At 67.8% G+C, this 23,024-nt stretch carries 11 protein-coding genes; 2 read left to right on the forward strand and 9 right to left on the reverse strand.

What is annotated here, in order from left to right; genetic code table 11:
- Window positions 1–107: 107 nt before the first annotated feature.
- The 8 genes from ACYX4P_RS07485 to galA form a co-directional block, all read right to left on the reverse strand.
- Window positions 108–3,116 (reverse strand): TonB-dependent receptor, encoded by a 3,009-nt coding sequence (locus ACYX4P_RS07485; protein ID WP_248117354.1) that lies wholly within the window; start codon window positions 3,114–3,116, stop codon window positions 108–110.
- A gap of 86 nt (window positions 3,117–3,202) precedes the next feature.
- Window positions 3,203–4,201 carry a FecR family protein gene (locus ACYX4P_RS07490; RefSeq protein WP_248117352.1) on the reverse strand — a complete coding sequence of 333 codons (999 nt, stop codon included), beginning with the start codon at window positions 4,199–4,201 and terminating at the stop codon, window positions 3,203–3,205.
- An 87-nt stretch (window positions 4,202–4,288) separates the two neighbouring features.
- A complete protein-coding gene (locus tag ACYX4P_RS07495) occupies window positions 4,289–4,867 on the reverse strand; it encodes an RNA polymerase sigma factor (RefSeq protein WP_292075072.1) in 579 nt (192 codons plus the stop codon).
- 45 nt (window positions 4,868–4,912) lie between these two features.
- A complete protein-coding gene (locus ACYX4P_RS07500) occupies window positions 4,913–7,663 on the reverse strand; it encodes a TonB-dependent receptor (RefSeq protein WP_248117348.1) in 2,751 nt (916 codons plus the stop codon).
- Between the two features lie 143 nt (window positions 7,664–7,806).
- Complete coding sequence (locus tag ACYX4P_RS07505) at window positions 7,807–9,642, reverse strand: Ca2+-dependent phosphoinositide-specific phospholipase C (RefSeq protein WP_248117346.1); 1,836 nt, start codon at window positions 9,640–9,642, stop codon at window positions 7,807–7,809.
- 197 nt (window positions 9,643–9,839) lie between these two features.
- A complete protein-coding gene (locus tag ACYX4P_RS07510; protein ID WP_248117344.1) occupies window positions 9,840–11,240 on the reverse strand; it encodes a glycoside hydrolase family 53 protein in 1,401 nt (466 codons plus the stop codon).
- A gap of 53 nt (window positions 11,241–11,293) precedes the next feature.
- On the reverse strand, window positions 11,294–13,927 hold the full coding sequence (locus ACYX4P_RS07515; protein ID WP_248117342.1) for a TonB-dependent receptor: 2,634 nt from the start codon (window positions 13,925–13,927) through the stop codon (window positions 11,294–11,296).
- A gap of 25 nt (window positions 13,928–13,952) precedes the next feature.
- The gene (gene galA, locus ACYX4P_RS07520) at window positions 13,953–16,355 is read right to left on the reverse strand and encodes a beta-galactosidase GalA (RefSeq protein WP_314135671.1); all 2,403 of its coding nucleotides are present in this window, start codon (window positions 16,353–16,355) and stop codon (window positions 13,953–13,955) included.
- Between the two features lie 650 nt (window positions 16,356–17,005).
- Here galA and ACYX4P_RS07525 point away from each other — a divergent pair.
- Both ACYX4P_RS07525 and ACYX4P_RS07530 read left to right on the forward strand, forming a co-directional pair.
- Window positions 17,006–18,763: an ATP-binding protein gene (locus tag ACYX4P_RS07525; RefSeq protein WP_248117338.1), complete on the forward strand. Its 1,758-nt coding sequence runs from the start codon at window positions 17,006–17,008 to the stop codon at window positions 18,761–18,763.
- 185 nt (window positions 18,764–18,948) lie between these two features.
- On the forward strand, window positions 18,949–22,251 hold the full coding sequence (locus ACYX4P_RS07530; RefSeq protein WP_476070239.1) for a S8 family serine peptidase: 3,303 nt from the start codon (window positions 18,949–18,951) through the stop codon (window positions 22,249–22,251).
- Between the two features lie 72 nt (window positions 22,252–22,323).
- On the opposite strand, the gene ACYX4P_RS07535 is transcribed toward ACYX4P_RS07530, so the two are convergent.
- Window positions 22,324–23,001, reverse strand: a complete 678-nt coding sequence (locus tag ACYX4P_RS07535; RefSeq protein WP_248117334.1) for a hypothetical protein — start codon at window positions 22,999–23,001, stop codon at window positions 22,324–22,326.
- Between the last annotated feature and the right edge of the window lie 23 nt (window positions 23,002–23,024).

A 23,024-nucleotide genomic window follows, 5' to 3' on the forward strand; every position in this document is an offset into this window, starting at 1 on the left:
GGCGGCGCATCATCGAACGGCGATCAGATCATTGGCGAGGTCGGCCGCCACACGGCGCGCCTTGCGATGGGTGACGGTGCGAGCGCCGCTTTCACGCCGGAGGAAAGCTACCAGTTGAATTCCAGCCCGAGGGAAAACTGTCGGCCCGCCGAACCGAGTTGAAGCAGACGCGCCGCAGAGCCTTCGTAGGCGAGGTCGCGCGTGTCCGTCAGGTTGGTCGCCGCGATGGACAGTCGTGTCCGCTGATCGATCCGGTAGGTCGCCTGAGCGTCCATATAGCCGGCCGGCCCGATGACGAAGGCCGAGACGCCGCCCCCCTGAAGGTCCGCCTCGGATCGGAAGGCCGATCGCCATGACCATGACAGGTTTACCGCCAGGGGGCCGCGCTCCAGATAGGGATTGATGGACCACGCCAGGTCGGACACGCCCGTCAGCCGCTCGCCGCCCGCAAGCCGGCTGTGGGTCCAGGTCGCGTTGGCCCAGACGCCGAGGCCCCCCGCCAGACGCTGGTGCACTCCCATCTCCACTCCGTCGATCCGGGCGCGGCCGACGTTTCGCGGCCGTGACATCAGGACGTCGGCGTGGACTGCGACGCCGGTCCTGGTTTCGAAGACCAAGGTCTCGGTCGCCGCTTCGGCCTGGATGAAGTCGTCGATGGTCTTGTGGAAGACGGCCACGCTGAAACTGGTCCGGCGACCGGTGATCTCATAGGACAGGTCGAGGCTGGTCGCGAGATAGGGCGTCAGCGCGGGGTTGCCGCCGACGCCGCTGAAGATCACCCCCGGTTCTGGACGATCGACAGCCGCCTGACCGCGGACCGAGATGGCCGAGATCAGAACGCTGGCCGGCACGGTGGAGGCGCGCAGATCGGCCAGGGACGGGCGCGTGAGGCTGCGCGACGCCGCCAGCCGCAGCGTACGGCCGTCGCCCATATCCGCCGCCAGGTTCAGGCTCGGCAAAAGCCGGGTGTCGCAGCTGTCGTGGGCGACCGGCCGCACTTCGGCCCGCCCCTGAGCTTCGATCATGCGCGCGCCCTCGACGTGGGTGCGGGCGCGCACCAGCCGGAGCCCCGCATTGCCGGACCAGACCAGCCCCGCACCCGATCCCTCGAAGTCGAGCCGGGCGTAGGCGGCGTCGACCCGCTCCTGGACGCCATAGCTGTTCTGCAGGTCCGTGCCGGTCGCGACCAGATCGCCGGGGCGGAACACCACGTCCGCCCGCGCGTCCGGCGTGGCGAACGCCGCCCGCACCCGCGCGAAGTCGCTGACGATCCAGGGGCCGGGACGCGCGCCGACCAGATCCGAAAAGACATCGGCGGCAACGGTCGCATCAAACAGTCCGACGATCCCGTCCGCCTCGTTTCGCAAGACGGCGCGGCGATCGCGACGTTGATAGTCGCGGCTGCGTCGGCCCCACTGTGTTCCCAGACGCAGGCCGGTGAATCGCAGCGGACCCGATCCCCGGTCCAACAGACGCCGCACGTCCAGAGCGGCGGTCATGTCGTCGTCGCGGGACTCCACCGCCCGGATCGCCAACTGCGCCAGCGTCAGCCGTGACGGGTCCAGAAGGTCGAAGTCGGTCGTCAACCACGCAGCTTGCCGCCGATCCGCCGCGCCGGCCAGGTCGAAGGCGTATCCGACGCCTTCGGGAGACTGGACCGACAGCCGTTCCAGAGGCGTCTCCAGAACCGACTGGGCGCTGGACAGGCTGACGCGCGGGACCAGGCGCCAGTCGCCATGCTCGATTTCGGCGCCTATGGAGGCGGCCAGGTTCAGGTGCGACTGGTCTGAGAACTCGGTGTTGTTGTCGATGCGACCATCGACGACCCGCCCGGCCACGACCACGCCCTCATGCATCTGAACGGCGCCGCCCGGCCGCATCAGTCGCTCGCCCAGGCCGAAGACCAGCCGATCCTCCCGTATGGTGTTGTCGAAGGTGGACGCCAGGGCGTCGAAGTCGAGACGAACGCCCGGTGTGGCCTGCCAGTCGGCCCCCAGGAAGGCGCTGCGTCGGCGGCGATCCTCCTGCTCGACCGTGGTTCGCAAATCGTTCGGAACGGCGATCATGCGCCCGTCCAGCATCTGCTCGCCATAGCGCATGATCTGGAAGCGATCATAGCGCACCGCCCGTCCCTCCTGAGACAGGCCCGCGACCAGGCCGAAGGCGCCGCCGGGCGACACCCAGCGGCCGGCCAAGGATGCATCTGGCCCGAGATCGGTCCGGCGCTCGACGGTCTCGGCGCCCAGCCGCGCCGTCAGGAAGGGCGCGCCGTCCAGCCCGCCCTGCGTCTGGATGTCGATGTTGGAGCCGATGCCGCCGTCGGGCAGGTCGGCGGCGGCGGATTTGGTCAGTCTGGCCCCCGCCAGCAGGTCCACCGACAGGGCGCGGAAGCGGAATTGGCGACCGCTCTGGGTCGAGTTGCGGATGTTCTCGTTGAACGCCACCGGCGCGCCGTTCAGGGTCACGGACTGGAACAGCGGGCCGAGGCCCCGCACGCTGACGAACTGGCCCTCGCCGACCTCGCGTTCGATGGCTACGCCCGGCACGCGCTGCAACGCCTCGGCCAGATTGGCGGACGGCAGGTCGCCGATCCGTTCGGCCGATACGCCGTCGGAGATCACGTCGGCGTCGCGTTTGCGGCGCAGGGCGCGGTCGATCTGGTCCGACAGTCGCCCCACGACCTCGACCGCCTCCACCTCGGTCGCGGCGACGGGCGCGACGGCGCGGTGCGTGGCGGCGGGGCGTCTGACGTCTGGGCGCCGGGGCTCGACCCACAGCCGCACGCCCCGCGCGCCGACGAACCGATAACGCAGATCGGTGCCCTGCAGCATGGCGTCCAGCGCCGCGCGCCAGCTCATGCGGCCGTGGACGGCGCGGGTGCGGATCTCTCGACCCGGCGGTTGGACGAAGGCCAGTTCGCAGCCCGCCTGAAGACAAAGGTGCAGCAGGGCGGACGGCGCGGCCTGGCTGTCGATGTCGAAGGTCTGGACGGAAGGTCCTGTCTGGGCCTGGGCGGGCTGGGTCGCCGCCAGTGAAAGCAGGAGGCCGGTCGCGGCCAGTATCCGACCGTCGCTGCGTCGCGCGCCGACGGGCAGCGATGCAGCGAGCGATCTCAACGGCGGGCCTCGGGCAAGACAGGAACCGCGAAGGCCTTAGCCCAGCCGCGTGACAAGTCCGCGAAGCGGTGGGATCGAGCCGGGGCCTATTCGCGCCTGACGATCCGGCGCCCGTCGTCGGCGGTCTCGATGCGAATGGGCAGAAGCGCGGTCAGGCGCTGCTCCAGCGGCTGCAGACCCTCCAGCGGCACGACCAGTGTGACGCGCGTGCGGCCCAGGGCCGGGTCGGCCAGGATAAGCGGATGATCCCCATAACGGGCCGCCGACGCGATCACCTGCGAAAGCGGCGCGTCCTGGAACACCAACCGCCGCTGGCGCCAAGCCGTGGCCATGTCCACGTCGGCGTCCGCCTTGCGCACGCCGGGCCGTCCCCAGCGGAAGTCCGCCCGTTCGCCGGGCGACAGAATCAGCGCGCCGTTCAGCGCGTCCTTGGCGCCGACATCGCGCGTGGAGACGGCCACCCGGCCTTGCAGCAGCGACACCTGAGCCGCGTCGCCGGCCAGGGCCGTCACGAACCGGGTGCCGGTCACGATCACGCGGCGGTCCGCGACCGCCACCTGGAAGGGGCGCCGTGTATCGTGGGCGACGTCGAAATAGGCGGCGCCGCGCTCCAGCGTGGCGCGTCTGGCGTCGCGTCCCAGGGCGACGCGCACGGCCGACCCGGCGTCCAGCGTCATGCGCGATCCGTCGTCCAGGGCGATGTCGGTGATCCTGCCCGGCGCGCTTTCGTACAGCCGCGCCTCAGGCGTGGACGTCATCATCGGGATCACGAACACGGCGCCGACCGCTGCTGCGATCACGCCCCCGGCCAGAGCGCCGCTCAGGACGGAACGCCGCGCCGCCGGTCTTCTATGGCCAGATCGCAGGGCCGCAAGGTCGTCGGCGAAGGCGTCTTTCAACGGTTCCAGCGCAGCCTGATCCGCCTTGGTCTGCCGATATTGGCGCAAGTGATCGGGGTCGGCCTCCAGCCAGGCCAGCAGGGCCGCCTGATCGCGCGCGCCGACGCCCGGCCGCGCCATGCGGGCCAGCCACGCCTCGGCCGTCCGCGGACGGCGCGCGAGCAGAATGTTCAGGCGCTGCAGCATCGGCGTTGCGGTCTCCTCTTCGCAGGGCGTCGAGGTCCGCCGTCGCGACCCCTCTCGAAACCTACAACGATCCGAATGCGCGACACCTCAGTCATCCCGCGATTTCTTCAGTTGACGGAGCGCTTCGGCGATATGTTTCTCGACCATGCTGACCGAGACGCCCAGCCTACCGGCGATCTGGCGATAGGTCAGGTCCTCGAACCGATGCAGCAGAAAGGCGTCGCGCGTCCTGGGCGGCAGGGCGCGGATCACGGCGGCGGCGGCGGCCAGGTTCTGGCGCCGTATCAGCCCGTCCTCGGCGTCGGGCGTTTCGCTGGCGATGGCCTGCGGGCCTTCGACCAGGTCGTTGATGTCATGCGGACTGCGCCGCGCGGTCTCTCGTCCGGCGGCCTTCCATCGGTCCAGCTGAAGGTTGCGCGCGATCACGAAGAGCAGGGGCCGGGCATCGGCGGCGCACAGGTCGTGGCCGGCCCGATGAAAGCGGACGAACGCCTCCTGCACCAGGTCCTCGGCGTCGGCTTCGCCGCGCGTCCTGCGATGCAGATAGGCGATCAGGTCGGTGCGCAGCCGTTCGATCTCGCTTGCAGCCGAAGCCTGCGGCGCACGCGCAAAGACGCCCCCTCCGGCGGAGGGAGCGTCTCGGCGAGGCGAGCGCGCGGGGATCACGCGCCCGCCCGGCGGTCGGGGTTCGACGTCGGGGGCACAGGTGCGTCAGAACTCCAGCCGAAGCCCCAGATTGATGCGGCGGCCCGACCGTTCGTACATCGTGGGGAAGGACGGGTTCATCGTATAGCCCTTGGTCGCCTCGTCGGTGACGTTGATGCCTTCCAGATTGATCTGCAGCCTGTCGGTCAGATTGTAGCTGGCCGACATGTCCAGCTGGCCATAACCTTCGCGCCAGATCGGATACATCTCGTAGCCGATGCCCTCGACGTACTTGTCCTTGTAGTTATAGGACGCCCGCGCCTGGAACTTCGCGTTCTCGTAGAACAGGGTGACGTTGTAGGCGTTGTCGGCCAGGCCGACCGGCGGGGTGGGAATGCCCAGTTTGGACGATCCGGTAAGGGAACTGTCCAGCACCGTATAGTTGGCGTTGATCCCGAACCCTTCCAGCGGCGCATAGAACTGTCCGAACGGCACGATGGCGACCAGTTCGACCCCGCTGACCTCGTAGGAGCCTGGCTCGTTGATCGGTTGATAGACGTCGAAGGTGTAGACGCCGTCGATGGTGCCGTTGGCGTTGTATTTGGTCACGTTCGGGACCGTGCCCGTCAGGGCCTGGCGCACCACCCCCTCGATCTCCTTCCAGAAGTAGGAAACCGCCAACAGGCCGCCGTCGCCCAGATATTGCTCCAGCCCGACTTCCCACTGTTTGGCGTAGGTCGGCTTCAGGTTCGGGTTGCCGTCGGTGAACCGGAACGAGTTGAAGCTGGCCGTGCGTTTGTAGGCCAGATCGGTCAGGGCCGGGCGGATCAGGGTTTCGGACGCGGCGGCACGGAAGATCAGGCTGTCGGTCAGTTCCGCCGTCACGTTCACGCTGGGCAGCACCTTGTCGTAACCGCCGTCGCTGGAGACCGGATCGGACGTATAGCCAGTCGAGCCGTTCGGGTTCTGGATCTGGTGATAGCCCGCAGAGGTGATGGAGGTGTCCACGTAGCGGGCCCCGCCGTTGACCGAGACCGGCACCGGGCCGATGTCGAAGTTCAGGTCGGCCATGGCGTAAAGGGCCAGCACCTTCTCGGACACTTCGTAATAGTCGCCGACGTTGAACGGCGTGAAGAAGCCGTCGTAGCGGAAGGTGCGCCGGGCGTAGTCGTTCGGCACCTGGCTCCAGTTCAGGTCCCGCACACGGAAGCGGCCGCCGGGCACCAGATCGTCGATGGGCGTCAGTTCGCTCTGCGACATCGGCCTGTTCAGATAGTCGACGCGGCCTGCACCCGTTCCTTGGACCTTCAGTTCGCCGTACTGGCGTTGCTTGGACTTGTCCGTATAGCGCGCGCCGATCTGGATGCTGGTCAGGGCCGGGAAGACGTTGAGACCCAGATATTTGGTGAAGTCCACCTGGGCGGCGTATTTGTCGTCCTGGATATGCTCCAGCGTCGTCTCATAGGCCTCGAACAGATAGCGTTCGGGGCTGTTGTACATGTCGATCGAGGCCGGGTTGGCGCTCTTGATCGTCTCGCCGCCGTCGGCCGTCCAGCGGGTGCGCGACGGCGCATAGGCGACGTGTTTCAGGTTGGCGTAGTCCAGCGTCTTTTCGGCGCCGGAATAGCCGGCCAGGGCATGCAGCTTCCAGCTGTCGCCGCTCCAGTTCAGCTCGGTCCCGAACTGGCGATAGTCGGTCTCGTTGATCTGCTCCTTGGAGAGCATCTCGTGCTGGGTGGCGGTGTAGGAGACGTCGCGCAGAACCACCATGCCGTATTCGGCCAGGGTGGTCTTGTCGAACTCGTGGATGGTTTCCAGCGTCGAACGGCTGGAGGCCGAATAGGCCGCCGCGTCATACTGGTCCTCGGTGGTCTCGTAGCGGCCGATCAGGGCGTCGAACGCCAGGCTGAAGTTGGACGACGGCCGGTATTGGAGGGACACGGCGCCGCCCCACTGGTCCTGGGTGTTCAGATAGGCGCGGTCGCCGACCTTGTCCTGGAAGATGATCCGGTCGGTCTCGGCGGTGTTGGCGCGGTTCTGGACCACCACGCCGGCGTCGCGCGCCAGCACGGCCTGGGCCTGGGCGCCCCGAGCGCCGGTCGATGTGGCCAGAAAGCGCGTCAACGGCCGGAAGTTGATGCCCGATTCCGAGTCCGTCCGGTTGGTGCGGCGCGCGCTCGAGAACGACACCAGACCGCCCCAATCGCCCCAGGTGTCGCTGGCCAGGAACGACAGTTTGGGATCGGTCTTCTCGGAGATGGAGTTGTAGGCGCCCTCGGCGGACGCCACGACGCGGCGACCTTCGTAGTCGAAGGGGCGGGCGGTCGAGATATTGACCGATCCGGCGATGCCGCCTTCTTCGTCCGCGGCGCGGGGCGATTTCTGCACCGTGACCTGCTGGATGATCTCGGAGGCGAAGATGTCGAACTCGACATCCCGGCCGCCGCTGCCCGAGGCGGTCGCCAGGCCGTTGATGGTGACGAAGGTGAACTCGCTGGGCAGGCCGCGCACGGACACGCGCTGGCCCAGGCCGCGATTGCGTTCGATGGTCACGCCGGGAATGCGCTGCAGCGCTTCGGCCAGGTTCTGCTCCGGGAAGTTGGCGACGTCGGTCGCCACGATGGAGTCAGAGAAGCCGACGCCCTTGCGCTTGATGTCGACGGCCTGCTCCAGGCTGCGGCGATAGCTGCCGGTGACGACGATTTCGTCCACCTGGGCGACGTCGGACGACGTCGGGGCCGCGCTCTGCGCGAAGGCGGCGAACGGCGTGGCGGCCGCGACGACCAGGGCCGTCGTGCCGAGGATTTGGTTCTTCATTTGGACTACCCCCAGAGAGCCTGGCGCGCCTCGTGGCGAGACGCGCCGACCGGCCCCGTGGCGTCTCACGCCGGCCGATCTAACGCCCTCAACGACAAGCCTGGACGGCCCCTCAGCATGTGACAGTCGATTTCATTCAAGGTTCACGGCGCTGTCGCGTTCGAGGCCCGAACCGGCGCGATCCCGGCCTTTGAGAGCGCCGCCTGAACCTCGGCGCGGGCCGCCTCCATGTCGCGCCGGAACACATCCGAACGCTGCTCGGCGCCATAGATCACCGCCCCGGACAGGATGCCCGCCTCCACGGCGCTGTAGGTGTGCGAGCCGCAGATGAAGCGGCTCTCGGCGAACTCACGACCCCGCGCATAGAGGGCGTCGGCCCGCTGGGGCGCCAGTTCGGCCAGGATCATGGCGATATGCATCCCATGCGCCGAATGGCCGGACGGATAGTCGGGATTGCCCGCCAGATGATCGCTCTTGGCCTCGCAGATCGGCAGGTCCGTGCCGAGGTAGGGCCGCTTGGTCCCCCAATGATCCTTGGCCGCGCCGACGACCGACCGGTCATTTCCCGAACGGTCCAGCAGGGCGGTCAGCACCGGCGCCGTCTCCGGCGTCAGCCGCACCCCCAGCGCCTGGGCGAAGTGATCGTATTTGTCGCCAGACACGTCCGCAGTCGCCAGGTCCCAGCGCGGCGTGCCCTGCAGCGCGCGGGTCTCGCGGAACACCTCGGCGTTGGCGCGGTCGCGTGGCGATCCCGGCGCGGGCGGCGGGGCCAGAACCCTCGTCAGGTCCGGCCGATCCGCCGGCGCCAGATAGCCGCGCACGGGAGCGCGCGCCACCATCTCGACCGCCAGGCCGTCGCAGCGCGCCGCCGTCCGCACCGGATTGCAGGCCGCCGCCTCTGCGCCGGGCAGGCGCACCTCATAGGTCGGGAAGCGCGGATCGGCCCAATAGTAGTCGGTCGACACATATTGCGCCCCGCTGGCGAAGGCGGCGGTGCGGCGCGACACATCGGCCGTCCTGGCCTCCACCGTGTCGGCGTCGGCGCGGGTCCGCACGATGAAGCCCTGGCGCACGGCTTCGCGGATGCGCGCCTGCTGGCCCACCGGATCGTTCAGCGTCAGATAGGCGGCGGCGGGGCTGGTCTCGTCGGTGTTGACGAACAGGACCCGGCCCTGCAGCGACGGCCGGCCCGCCGCATAGGCGGCGACCTTCTCCGGGGCTTCGTCCAGGGCGAAGAAGACCTTGCCGCGCGCGGCGCCCAGGGTCGGCCATCCGCCGGCCATCACACCCTCGCGCAGGGTGGCGTGGCGTCCGCGCACCAGATCCGGCGTGATCAGATGTCCGGCCTCGAACACCGCGCGGATCTCGGCGTCGAGGGCGTCCCAGGCCGTCGCGTCGAAGTTAAGCGGCGCAACCCCGCCCGGCATCGAGGCCGCACCCGTCTTGGCGTTCAGCAGGATCAGCAGGGGGGCGTGATCGGGATGGGCCGCCGACCAGTCGCGAATCTGCGTCAGACAGACGACGAAGGTCAGGCAACTGCTGCGGAAATCCACGTCGGGCCTATGCAGCACCTTGAATCCAGGCCGCGCCATCGCCTGCTGGAAGGCCGCGCCGACCGGCGCGCCGGCGCCGGGCCGCCCCAGCGCCGACAAAGGGTGGGCGTAGCGGCCGCCGTGAGGATCGTTCAGCACGTCGATCTCCAGCTGGCGCGCACCGGCGTCCAGCTGTTCCACGAGCGGCCGGTGGGCGTAATCCAGGCCCGCCGCGCGCGGATCGACCGCCGTCATCGCCGCCAGTTCCGCCTCGGGAATGGCCAGCTTGTAGGCGTTGTGGGCGCCGACCGCGGCGATGTCGTTCATCCGCAACGACCGGTCCATCCAGGCTGCGGCGCAGGCGTCGCCCCCTGCCGCGCGCACATCGGCCGCGGCCGGGTCGCAGGCGGTCGCGGCGAGAAACAGGGTGGCGAGAAGGGCGCTCATGATCGATCTCCGTGGGACGCCGCCAGACATCGCGCGTCCCTCCAACAACGATCCTGAACCACGTCTCCTCAACAGCCGTGTGACGCGGGGGCGCCCTGCCGGCCAGGCGATGGAAATCAATAAAGCCAGCCGGACGCCGGCTCGCCGGGACCTGTCAGGTCAAGGCTGTGCCGGCCGAGTGCGGCAGCGATACCCGATCAATGCTGGACCACGTAACTGGCGCTGAAGCCCTGGCCGGTGACCGTCGCCTCGATCAACTGGCCGTCGCCAAGGACGCCGCGATCGAACGGGCGGCGGTCATAGACCTGGAACCGCAGGGTCGCGTCCGGCTGGACGGTGGTCGTGTAGCGATAGAGGGTCGGGTCCTGGGGGTCGGGCGCCAGGCGGATGGCGATGTCGTTGGCGCCCAGGAAATCGCCCCATAGCCAGAGCGGGCCTGTGGCGCCGGCGGGACGTCGCAGCGTCAGGGTCAGGGGCGCCGCCTCCCGATAGGTCGCCTTGGCGAAGCTGGCCGCCGGGGTCGCCTCGTTGCCGCGCCGCCAGTCGAAATAGGTCGCATTCTCCCAGTTGGAGCCCTGGCCCCACCGGGTCGAGCAGGGGGTGGAGACCCAGGCCGGCTCCCAATAGACCACGCCCACGCCGCCGGCGAACTTCACCCGCTGGGTCAGGTCGACCATGTAGCGGCGCTGCCCTTCATAGGTGGCGGGATAGTCCGGCAGAAGAGAATCGGCGCCCAGCAGATTGGGCGAGGCGTCGGCGGCGTCGGTGGTGAAGGGATAGGCGGTCTCGACCACCACCACCTCGGCCGGATAGCGATGCCGCAGGCGATTGATCGTCTGCTCCAGGCCGTCCAGATCGCGCGTGGACCATTTGCGATAGTAGCTGAGGCCGATCAGGTCGAAATCGCGCACCCCGTGCGCCCAGGCCGCCGCGAACCACGGCTCCACATTTTCGGGCTGGGCGATGTGGAGCATGACGAGCGGCTGGATGGCCGACTGGGCGCCGGCGTCGCGCACGGCCTTGATCCCAGCGTTCAACAGGGCGGCGTTGCGCGGCCAGTCGATGCCGGGACGGGTCGTCTTCCAGTCCGCCTCTCCCATCAGTTCGGGATTGGTTTCATTGCCGACCTGGACCTGATCGGGCATCAGGCCTTCGGCGTCCAGCGTGCGAAGGGTCTGGAAGGTGTAATCGTACACCGCCTTGGACAGGGCGGGCGCGTCGTCGCGGATGGACCGCCAGGCGGCGGGCACGATCTGTTTGTCGCCGTCGGCCCAGTCGTCCGAGTAGTGGAAGTCTAGGAGCACCTCCATGCCCGCCGCACGGGCGCGTCGGATCGTCTGGCGTACATCGTCCAGGTCGCTGTACTTCGTCCATTCCGCATTGTGCCAGAGGCGCACCCGCACCAGGTTCGTGCCCAGTTCGGCGAACAGGGCGTAGGGGTCGCGGGCCTGACCGTCCTTGCGATAGACGGCGCCGCAATCCTCCATTTCGTTCACATAGGACAGGTCGGCGCCAAAGTAGAAAGGCGGCGTCGGCTGGCGCGCCTCCTCGGCCTGCGCGGGCAGGGCGAGGAGGGCGACGAGGGCAGGAAGAATCAAGCGACGGATGGTCGTTCTCCGGTGGTCATAGGCCAGGGCGCAGCGGCGCCGCCTCAGTAGCGGAAGGTGGCGTCCAGACTGAACCGGCGGCCGTAGCGGCTGTCGCTGGCCAGACGGTTGGCGGTGTTGTCGTAGTGAAGCCGCACGCGCTCGTCGGTCAGGTTGCTGGCCTGGAACCGCAGGCCGACCTGGGAGGTCAGCTGGTAGGAGGTGCTGAAGTCCAGGGTCTTTTCGCTTTCCAGGGTCCGAAGCGCGGAACCATCCCAACCGGTGATCACGGTGAAGGGGCTATGGTACTTGAAGCCCAGTCGGCTCTCCAGCTTGCCGTCCGAATACCACAGGTCGACCGTCGCGGTCTCCTTGGCCAGACCCGTCGCGGACAGGGGATTGTTCGCCGGATAGAACTCCTTCAGGTCGGAATCCACATAGGCGAAGTTGGCGTAGATGCCGAAGTTCCGTAGCGCAGGGATGAAGCTGAACGGCGTCTGGAAGGTCAGTTCCGCGCCGGTGATCCCGCCGCCCCCGCCGTTGAACGGGCCGGTGACGTTGTAGGTCGTGCCGCCGATCGTTACGGGCTGGGTCGAATAGCCGATATGGCTTTCCACATCCTTGTAATAGACGGCGGCGGCGAACAGGGCCTCCGGCGCGAAATACCATTCGTAGGACAGGTCGACCTGATTGGCGATGTAGGGCTTCAGCAGCGGGTTGCCGGCCGAGCCCGTCGGCGGGGGGGTGGTGTTGTACAGGGTGCGGCCGGCGCGCAGTTCGTCCAGCGGCGGGCGCGCCAGCGTGCGGGCCAGGCCGAGGCGCAACTGCCGGCCTTCCGCCAGGGTCAGCGTCAGGTTCAGGCTGGGCAGCAGTTCGAAGTGGTCGTTATCGACGCTGACGGGGGTGTAGGCGCCGCCGTTGACCGATTCCTGACCGTGGCTGGACGTCTCGGCCTGCACGGCGCGGGCGCCGACATTGCCCGTGAACGGCAGGCCCGCCAGGGTTCCGGCGAACTTGGCCTTCACATAGGCCTCGGCCACCGTCTCCTTGACGGACCAGCCGGATTTGGGATCGGCGCTGTTGGCGGGCTGGACGAAGCCGCCGATGGCGGCCTTGGCCACGGCGTCGAAATCGCCGTTGATGAAGGACGGCGTATCGAAATCCGGGACGGTGAAGCTGGTCAGCAATCCGGCCGGCAAGGTCGCGATGATCGGCGTCTGGGTCCAGAAGGTGCGGTCATAGGACTTGGTGCGGTCGGTCACGCGCGCGCCGAACGACAGTTCGGTGATCCCGCTGTCGCCCAGGTAACGGGTGGCGTCGAACCGGGCCGAGGTCAGTTCGTCCGACAGGTCTCCGCCGTCCGCCTGGGCCGGGCGATAATCCTGCAGCGGCTGACTGGCCGGATTGCCGGTGTCATAGACGGCGTAGGCTGAAGGTCGGCGGCCAGGCGTCATGTCGACGCCGGCCAAGGACGGATACTGTTCGGTGAAGACAGCCCGCCACAGGTTCTCGCGCTTGGCCGAGGAATAGGCGAGATCGCCGACCAACGTCCAGTCGCCCAGGCTCCACTTGCCGTTCAGCCCGGTGGCGAACAGCGTCTTGTCCTCGGTGTATTTGGCGATGACATTGGTCACCGAAGCATAGGGCAGGCGCGCCGCGACGACCGTGCCGTCGATCAGGGTGTAGGAGGCCTGCGGATCGCTGTAGGCCCAGGATGAACCGCCGCCCCAGTTGCCGTAGGTTCCGTTGTTTCCGTACCAGATCTGGTTCTGGTCTTCGTCGATCTTGATGTCGGAATACAGGGCGTCGAAATTCAGTTCGAACCGGTCGGACGGCCGCCATTGCAGGGCGCCGTTGACGCCGTTGCGCGTCTCGGTCAGGCGCTTCACCTGGCTTTGCGCGCCGTAGAAGGTGGCGTCAGGCCTGCCGTCGTTGTTGATGTCCCCGGGCGAGCCGCCGGTCGCCGCGTCGTTCCAGCCCCAGCCCTCGAAGGTCGCATAGCCGTTCTTCTGAACCTGACGGGTCAGTCCCAGGTTGACGGCCAGGGTGTCGTTGACGGCGTGGTTGACGTTGGCGCTCAAACGATAGCCCAGGGGGTCGTAGTCCGGCAGATCCTTGCCGGCGTCGTAGTAGGCCGCGCCTGCCGTGCCCACGAAGCCGGGCCCGCGATAGTCCAGCGGGCGGGTCGTGCGGATGTCGATCGTGCCGGCGATGCCGCCCGACACCAGATCGGCGGACTGGGACTTATACACCTCTACGCCGGAGACGATTTCGGACGGGTAGATTTCCCAACGAATGTTGCGGTCAGGCTCGGACGAGGCGACCTCGCGTCCGTTGACCAGGCCCAGCACCAGGCGTGGTCCCAGACCGCGGATCGCAGCCTGGCTCTGATTGCCGCGGTCGCGCGTGCCGTTGATGCCCGGCAGGCGCACCAGCTCTTCGGCGATGGTGACGTTGGGCAGTTGGCCGATGTCCTCGGACGAGATGGCTTCGACCACCAGGTCCGAGCGTCGCTTGACGCCGATGGCGCTGCGCAGGGCGCCGCGAATGCCCGTGACCACGACCTCGTCGACCTGGGTCGCCCCGTCGGACGGGGCGGCGGCCGGCGCCGTCGTCTGGGCCAGGGCCGGTGCGGCGGCCACGAAAAGAGCCGAGGCGGATACGCCGGCGGCGACGATGGTCTTGCGGTTGATGATCATGGAATCCTCCCCTGGTCGCCTGTTTTCAGGTCGATTGTCTGGTTTGTCGGGCGTCAAGCCGCAGCGAGGCGGGGCGCAGGCCCCCAGCGCTGGCGGTGATGGTGATGGGGCCGCCCTGGCGGCCTGTCTGCAGTATGGCCTGGGCCAGGCCGTTGAATAATCGCCGCCGGTCGGCGCGATCGGCTTCGTGGCTGACGGGATCGCCATTGCCGACGCCGATGATCCGGCCGTCGCCCGTCGTACTGAATTGAATCAGGTCGGCGGCGCGCGGACACGGACGGCCGCGGGCATCCACCGCGTCGACGGCGATCATCGCCACGTCCTCGCCGTCGGCGACAAGCCTCAGACGGTCCGCCGACATCCGCAGGGCGACCGGCGCACCGGCCGTTTCACGCCGTTGGGTCGTGACCAGCCGCCCGTCCTTCCACCCCCGCGCTTCCAGCACGCCCGGCGCATAGGCGACGGACCAGGCCAGGTGACGATTTCGGGTCACGGACTGGGCGCCCAGCGACCGGCCGTTCAGGAACAGTTCGACCCGGTCCAGGTTGGAATGAACCCAGACCTCGATGTCCTGGCCCCCGCGCCCTTCCCAATTCCAGTGAGGGAACAGGTGCAGCAGCGGCTCCGGCCGCCACCAGGCGCGGTAGTACCAATAATTGTCCTTGGGGAAGCCGCAGGAATCCATCGCGCCGAAGTAGGAACCGACGCTGGGCCAGCGATTGTAAGGCGTCGGCTCCCCGCGATAGTCGAAGCCAGTCCAGATGAAGCCGCCTGCGATGTAGGGACGATCCGCCGCCAGGATCCACCACTCTTCGGCGGTCGAGGCCCACCAGGGATGTTCGCGATCATAGGCCGGCACGATGTGACGGGCGGCGTCCAGCACATATTCGCCGCGCGTGGCGACGGTGCTTCCGGTCTCCGTGCCCATGATGGGCTGATCCGGGAAGCGGGCGTGATAGCCCTCCATCTGCGGCGTGCGATAGTTGAAGCCCAGAATGTCGACCACCCGCGACACCCCTTCGCCGAAGTCCTGATCCTTGGCCGCCGTGATGGGCCGAGACGGGTCAAGGCGATTGACGACCCGCTTCATGGTGCGGGCGATGGCCGCGCCGACCTCCGTCCCCTGGATGGTCTGTTCCTCGTTGCCGATGGACCAGGCGATGACTGAAGGCCGATTGCGGTCCCGCCGCACCAGGGTGGACAGTTCCTCTAACGACTCCGGATCGGAAGACATCCGACGGGTTTCGGCTATGACCAGCATGCCCAGCCGATCGCAGGCGTCCATCAGTTCAGGCGTCGCTGGGTTGTGGGCGGCCCGGTAGGCGTTGCACCCCATGGCCTTGAGCTGCTGAATTCGCCACACCTGAAGCGCATCGGGTAGGGCGGCGCCGACGCCGGCGTGGTCCTGGTGGCAGCAGGCGCCCAACAGCTTCAACGGCTGCCCGTTCAGCAGGAAGCCCCGACGCGGATCGAACACGGCCGAACGGACGCCGAACGGGACATCTACGGCGTCGCGCACCACGCCATCCAGTTCGACCTCGACCGACAGCCGGTGAAGCTGCGGATCGGCCGGCGACCACAGGGGCGCCGCGTCCCACGCCAGGTCCGCCTCGCTGCGTCCCTCGCTCCAGGCGTCAACCGCCACCAACCGCTCGGTCCTGGCCATGGCCAGTCCGTTCGGCGCCAGAACCGTCATCCGCACCCGGGCCTGTCGGGGCGTGTCGGACTGATTGCGAAGGGCGACCTCAACCTTGCCAGTCGCGCCGGCGCCGTGCGGCGCCGCCTGGATGAAGGCCCCGTAAGGCGCGACATGCAGCGGGTCGGTCGCTGTCATCCAGACGTGGCGATAGAGGCCCGCTCCCTCATAGAACCAGCCTTCGCCCAGGCTGGCGTCGACCCTGACCACAAGCCAGTTGACCTCTCCCGGTCGGGCGATGTCGGTGATGTCCACGTCGAACGGCGTATAGCCGCCCGCGTGTTCGGCGACGATGACGCCGTTCAGGAAGACGATCACGCTGCGGAAGGCGCCGTCGAACGTCAGCCCCAGACGTCGGCCGCTCCAGTCGGCCGGAATGGCCAGTTTGCGACGATACCAACCGACGCTGTTCTCGGGATGATCCCGCCCCAGGGCCTTGTAGCCATGGGCGGCGCGCGGATCGTCCTGCCCATCCGCAGGCGCCGCCGAGCCGGGATCGTAAGGCAGGTCGATCGCCCAGTCGTGAGGGATCTGGACGGACGCCCAGCCGGAATCGTCGAAATCGGCCATGGCGGCCTGCGCGATCGGCGCCGAGGCCGAGCCGCCGACCTTGGCGTAGGTGCGCTGGTCCCGCCCGAAACCGAAATCCTTGTCCTCGTCGGCGGCATGCCCCAAGGCGTGTTTCCATCCGAACGCCAGCTTCACGCGATGACGGCGAGCGCTCTCAGACACGGCCGCAGCCTGAGCGGCGCGGGAGACAACGGGGGCGGAAACAGTGGCGGCCATCGCCACGCCGGCCGCAGCCTGAACGAGGGCGCGACGATCGACAACCGGCTGTCGCCCTCGATTATGCAAGTCGTCCCCCCTCCGCCGGTCAAATCGCCTGCTTCTTTCCCGCATACAGGATTGGGCGGTCTATTCTGTCAATGAAATTTATTTCACAGGTGACGTTTTGTTCTGGCGCATACGCCGCATGGTCAAGCGGCGGTTGGGGTGGGGAACGCGACGTTGATGCCGTTTCGCGCGGCCTGCAGCTTTTCGAAACGCCTCAGAGCGCTTCGACGCCCTCGCCACGACCTCCCCCGGTGGAGATTACTGGTTGCGGCCCTGAGACTGGCTACGGCCAGTCTGTCGGCGCCGGTGCGGGCGGGGCAGATGCCGATTATCGGGCTGGGTAAGGCGCTGTTGCTGCAGCACGCGCGGTTTGGAGCGGACGGGCTGCGGGCGCGCTCGCTCGATCCCACATGAGGATTTCTTTCTTAACGGATAAAATTTACGCTGATCCTGCTGCGGGGCGAGGCGCAGTTTGCTTGGGGGGGCGTTCGGCCGGCGATAGGGCCGGGCGGGCGGCGAATGGCTGTTTCGGCATGCAGGATATGAGCTTGGACGACGATAGACTCGACGCGAGTTGGTTCGCGGCGATGGCGCCCCATCTGACGCTGGCGGCGCGCGAGCGGCTGAAGCAGACCCCGGTTCGTGTCACCATGGGCCTGCTGATCGCCTGGGTGTTCTGGATGGCGGGGCTGAAGTCGTTTGTCGGGCCTTGGCTTGCGATCAGCACGGCGGTGCAAATCTTTGAGTATTTCGCGATGGAGCCGTACCGTCGCCGCAGCGCGGCGGCGTTGAGCGACGCGCGGCCCGTGCTGACCGCCCTGTCCAGCGCGGGCCTGTTCTCGATCACTTTCGCGGTCGCCATCGCGGTGATGTGGAGCCACGGCGATCAGGTCATGACCGCCATTGCGGTGATGGCGATCGCAGGCACGCTGGTCAGCAACATGGTGTCCGGCATCGGATCGCAGACGCTGTTCCTGATCGGCGCCCTGCCGTACTTCGCCACCCTGTTCGCCATGCCCTTCATCGCGCCCAAGCCCGCATCGCCGGCGCTCGCGCCCCTGATAGGGTCGGTGATCCTGCTGGTGCTGGCCGTCATCGTGATCTGGTCGCGCCTGAAGTCCGCGCGGGCGCAGGAGGTCGCGGCCCTGAACGAGGCGCAGCGCCGCTTGGAGCAGGCCGAGCGCGCCATGGCCGATCGCGCCGCCATGGCCGCCATCGTCAGCCACGAACTGCGCACGCCGGTCAGCGCCATCCTGGCTGGCGCTCATGTCATTCGAAAGGGCGACAGGCCCGAGACCACGCCCGAGACGGCCCAACTGATCATGGACGCCGGCCGGCTGATGACAGGGATGCTCAATGATCTTCTGGACCACTCCAAGATAGAGGCGCGCGCCATGACGCTGGAGGCCAGGGACTTCGACCTGGCGGCCTTCATGGACGATACGGCGCGGTTCTGGGCGGCGGCGGCGGACGAGAAGGGGCTGCGGCTCGGCGTCTCGCCCATGGCCGAGCCGCTGTGGCTGAAGGGCGATCCGTTCCGGCTGCGCCAGATCGTCAACAACCTGATGTCCAATGCGCTGAAGTTCACGCCCCAGGGCGGATGCGTAACCTTCGGCGTAACGACGCGGGACGGGGCGCTGGATGATGTGGCGGTGGTGATGACGGTCGCCGACCAGGGACCGGGGATCGCGCCGGACGCGATGGCGCGCCTGTTCTCGCCCTTCGCCCAAGGGTCGGCGCAGGTCGCGCGCACCTATGGCGGGACCGGGTTGGGGCTGACGGTCAGTCGCGATCTGGCGCGCCTTATGGGCGGCGAGCTTTCCGCGCGCAGCGAGGACGGGCAGGGCGCGGTCTTCATGCTGGAGATCAGCCTGCCGCGCGGCGTTCCGGTCGATCAGGCGCTCGAAGACACGGCGGCCCCGCCCGTGCTTGACCGACGGCTGCGGGTGCTGGCCGTCGACGACCACGAGATCAACCGCCGCACGCTGGCCCTGGTTCTGCATCCCCTGGATGTCGAGCTGTCGATGGCGTCGGATGGGGCATCGGCCCTGAAGGCCCTGGCCGCGCAGGTGTTCGATGTCGTGTTGATGGACGTCAACATGCCCGGCATAGACGGCAATGAGACGACGCGGCGCCTGCGCGCCTCGAGCGGCCCCAATGCGGCCGTGCCGGTCATCGGCTTCAGCGCCGGAACCGAAGACGAGCAGATCGCCGCGACGAAAGCCGCCGGCATGACGGATTGGCTGGCCAAGCCGCTGGAGCCGTCCCGGCTCTACGCCGCGCTGGAGCGCGCCGTGCGGCAGTAGGGTGGTCGTCGTTCTGATCGCCCGCGTCGCCTGGCTGGATCTGATCCCCGCAGGATCATGCGGCTGACCGTCTGTGGCGGAAATGTGGTTGACTAGGGACGTGGCAGCGTGCGGAATGCGGGCCTGAATTGCGCCGTGGGGTTGCAAGCTTAAGCGTTCGGCGACACGCCGTGGGGAGATATCGAGTGTCTTTTAGTTTCAAGCTCGGCCTATTGGCCGCGACGGCTGGCGTGGCTATGCTGGCGGGAACGGCGGCCAGCGCCCAGACGACGACGGCGCCGACGCCGCCCTCGGGCGGCTTCTACATGGCCAATGGGACGCGCACGACCAACTATCAAACGGCGCTGGCGTCCTGGCGCACGAACGCGCAGTTCTCCATCGATTATTCCAAGGGCTTCCTAGGATTGGAACACGCCTACGCCATGGGGCTGTCGGGGCGAGGGCAGACGGTCGGGGTCAATGACGCCGGGGTCTATGTCGACCATCCTCTGTTCGGTTCGGCCGGCAAGGTGACGGGGCTGCGCACCCAGGCGATCGCCGGATACGGCAACGATGGCCTGATCAATCCGCGCCGCCGCTGGGAAGGCCACGGCACCCACGTCTCGGGCACCATCGCGGGCGACCGGGTGGCGGGTCAGCCGATGTTCGGCAACGCCTTCAACGCCAAGCTCTACGCCGCCACCGCCAATTTCTCGGCCGGCGACTTCCTGTGGTTCAAGGATGCGGTCATCGACGGCAAGATCGTCGCGACCCAGAACCAGAACATCGTCGATCTGGCCAATACCGGACAGGTGCGGATCATCAACAACAGCTGGGGCAGCAGCACCACCCTGCCATTCAACGCCTCGCTGCCGACCGTGCTGGCGTCCTTCAACCGCAACTACGGCGACTTCTACAAGCCCGTGTTGGACAAGGACGTGCTGGTCGTCTTCTCGGCCGGCAACGGCTATGGCGTTCACGCCGGGATTGATGCGGCGGCGCCGCTGAACGACCCGCGCCTACGCTCCAACTGGCTGTCGGTCGCCAACTATTCCAGCTTCACCGCCGCCGACCCCTCTACAAGCTTCTGCGGTCAGACGGCGACCTGGTGCGTCGCCGGACCGGGTTCGGAGGTCATTTCGTCGGTGCCGGCCTATGAGATGGATTGGCGGGGCATCCTGGCGCTATATCCGCGCGCTAACTATGCGGGCCTGTATTCGGCGACCACCTATTCGGCCCTGCAGACCGCGTCGATCAATCAATTCCTGGGCGTTCTGAACGCCTATCTGGATGCACGCAGAATCGGCGGCCCCAACTACAACGAAGACGCCTGGCGCCGTGAGGTCGCGCGTCAGGCTGCGGCCATCACCCTGGTTTCAGGCGCTCGCCTTGGCGACCCGGATGGCTTCACCTCGATCCTTGGGCAGTTGCTGACCTCGACCGGCAATATGGCGCTCTTGACGCCCGCATTCTCCAGCGCGGTCCTGCAGTACGCCAATGACGAGCTGCAGCGCGTGCTGAACCAGTATATCAAATACACTGGCGCGGGTTACGAGGCCTTGACCGGCACCTCGATGGCGGCGCCGAACATCTCGGGCTTCGCCGCGCTGCTGATGGAGAACTTCCCCGAATACTCCACGGCCCTGATCTCGGACATTCTGGTGTCCAGCTCCAAGGATCTGGACACGCCGGGCGTCGATCTGCGCTCGGGCTGGGGTGCGCCGCAGATGGACGTGGCGCTGCGCGGCCCGACGGCGCTTCGAGACACGCGCGACGTCACCGTCGCCGTGGGTACGGTCGATATCTGGAGCAACAATATCGGCGATGCGCGCGACCGCTATTCGGCCGAGGTCCTGGCCAACTTCGGCAACGACATCGGCGGCCTGGTCAAGAAGGGCGGCGGCCAGCTGATCCTGACCGGCGCCAACGACTATAGCGGCCCGACCCGGGTCGAGGGCGGCCTGTTGACCGTCAATGGCAGCCTGCTGCGCTCCAGCGCCACGGTCGGCGGCGTCGGCATGATCGGCGGGACGGGCCGGTTGCTGAACCTGACGGCCGAAAGCGGCGGGGTGGTCTCGCCCGGCGACGGCGTTAATCCGTTCGGAACCCTGACGGTCGCCGGCAATCTGAACTTCAAGCCGGGTTCCTTCCTGTGGATTCGGTCCAGCGTGAACGGCGCGGCCTATTCGCGCCTGAACGTCGGCGGCACGACCAAGATCGACGGCGGTCAGGTCATACTGAAGGCCGATAACGGCGAGTGGAACCTGCGCACCCGGATGAACATCATCAACTCGACCGGGGCCGTGACCGGAACGTTCAGCGGGGCGCAGAGCGATCTGGCCTTCCTGGCGCCGGTGCTGACCTATTCGACCAACGGGGTGGTGCTGACGGTGCGGCGCAACGACGTAACCGTGGCCTCGCTGGGTCTGACCGACAATCAGAAGTCGGTCGGCGGCGCGCTGGATGTCATGATCAACAACACCTCGATCGGCGCGAACCGCGATCTGTCCTTGGAAAACGCCCTGCTGGACGCCAGCGTCCCGGCGGTTCAGGGCGCGCTGAGCGGCCTGACGGGCGAAGTTCACGCCTCGCTGGGCGGCCTGGCCGTGTCCGACACCCGTTCGATCCGCGAGGCCATGTCCGAGCGCGGCCGCAGCCAGGGCGGCGCCGCGACCTACGCCGGAAACGGCGTTTCGGTCTGGGGCAGCGGTGTTTATGGCAACGGCCGTGGTTCGGCCCATGACGGGATCGCCGGCTTCCGCAGCGAAGGCTCGGGCTATCTGGTGGGGGCCGAAAAGGCGCTGTCGAACGACATGCATATCGGCCTGGCTCTGGGAGAGACGCGCTCGGAACTGCGGTCGTCGCGCCTGCGCTCGACCGGCCGGGTCAACAGCGAACAGATCGGGGTCTATGGCGGCGCCGGCGTGGGCGACTTCCAGATCCGCATTGGCGGATCGTGGGCGAACGCCGACGTCCGCACCGATCGCACGGCCCAGCTGAACCAGTTCACCAACGCCCTGGTCGGCAACTACGACGGCAACGTCTGGCAGGCTTACGGCGAAGTGGCCTGGAGCCGCGCGGTCGGCGCCACCACGTTCGAACCCTATGGCGCCTACAGCCACGTCGAATATGACGCCGACGTCTCCGAAACGGGCGGGGACGCCGCCCTGTCGGGCAAGGTGAAGCAGAAGGCCGATCTGCTGACGGCCGGCTTCCGCACCCGCACCATCCTGGCGGGCGGCGAGGGGCGGCCGCGTCTGTCGGCGGTGACGCACCTGGCCTACACTCACGATCTGAACGGTGACGGTCCGCTGTTCGACGCCGCCTTCGCCGATGGTCCGCGCTTCCTGATCGAAGGCGCCAATCCGGGCGATGACGTCGTCTCGGGCGGTCTCGCCTTCAATATCCAGGCGACCGAACGCACGGCCGTCGAGATGGGCTATAGCGGCGTCTATAAGGACGAATACCGCGACAACCGCATCTATGGCCGGTTCAGCGTCAAGTTCTGATCGAAGCTGAAAATCCGCAAGACTGTCGCGCCCCCGGTTCCTGACCGGGGGCGCGATTGCGTTTTGAAGGGATCAGTTGGTCTGGGCGGACAGGGCGTCGTCGTCCTGGGTGAAGGGGCGGTCACGGTTCGCCAGACGCTGCTCGACCCAGACGCCATGAACCCGCGTCAGACGTTCGACCGCCTGGACCGCGCCGCGCATGAAGGCGGCGGGCGTCTGACCGGCCGGGGGCGGGGCGACGGCGCCCTGGTCGCCGTGAAACAGGGTCGCCGCGTAGAAGTCCAGGCGATGGCCCTGGCGCTGGCCGTCGCGATAGGGGAACAGGCACAGGGTGTATCGCTGCTCGACCCGGCCGGGGCGGCGCGGGGCGACGTCGGCGCGCCAGCTGGCGCCGTCACAGACCGCCGCCCGAACCGGGCGCAGCCAGCCGGCCGGCGCGCGGTCCGCCGGGCCTTGCAGACCGAAGCCGCCGGGCGCTGCCGGATCGACCAGGGTGAACCGACCCGGCATGCGGGGAATCCGCGCGAGGGGCTGGTTTCGGGCCACGACCGCGACGTCGGGGCTCGCCAAGTGGCGTTCCAGAGCCCGGCCGATCTCGCGCCCCGAGCGCGTGCTCTGGAATTCGACGATGGCGTAGGCCTCGTCCAGGGTCTGGGTGTCAGGGCGCGCGGTGAGGGGCGTCTGGGCGGACGTATTGCTCGCGGCGGCCAGCGCGATCAGACCGACGAAGGCCATCAGGGGTTTGTGCATCGCCATGCGCCATCAAGGTCACG

It is taken from the genome of Brevundimonas sp. ABV4_179, assembly GCF_056311945.1.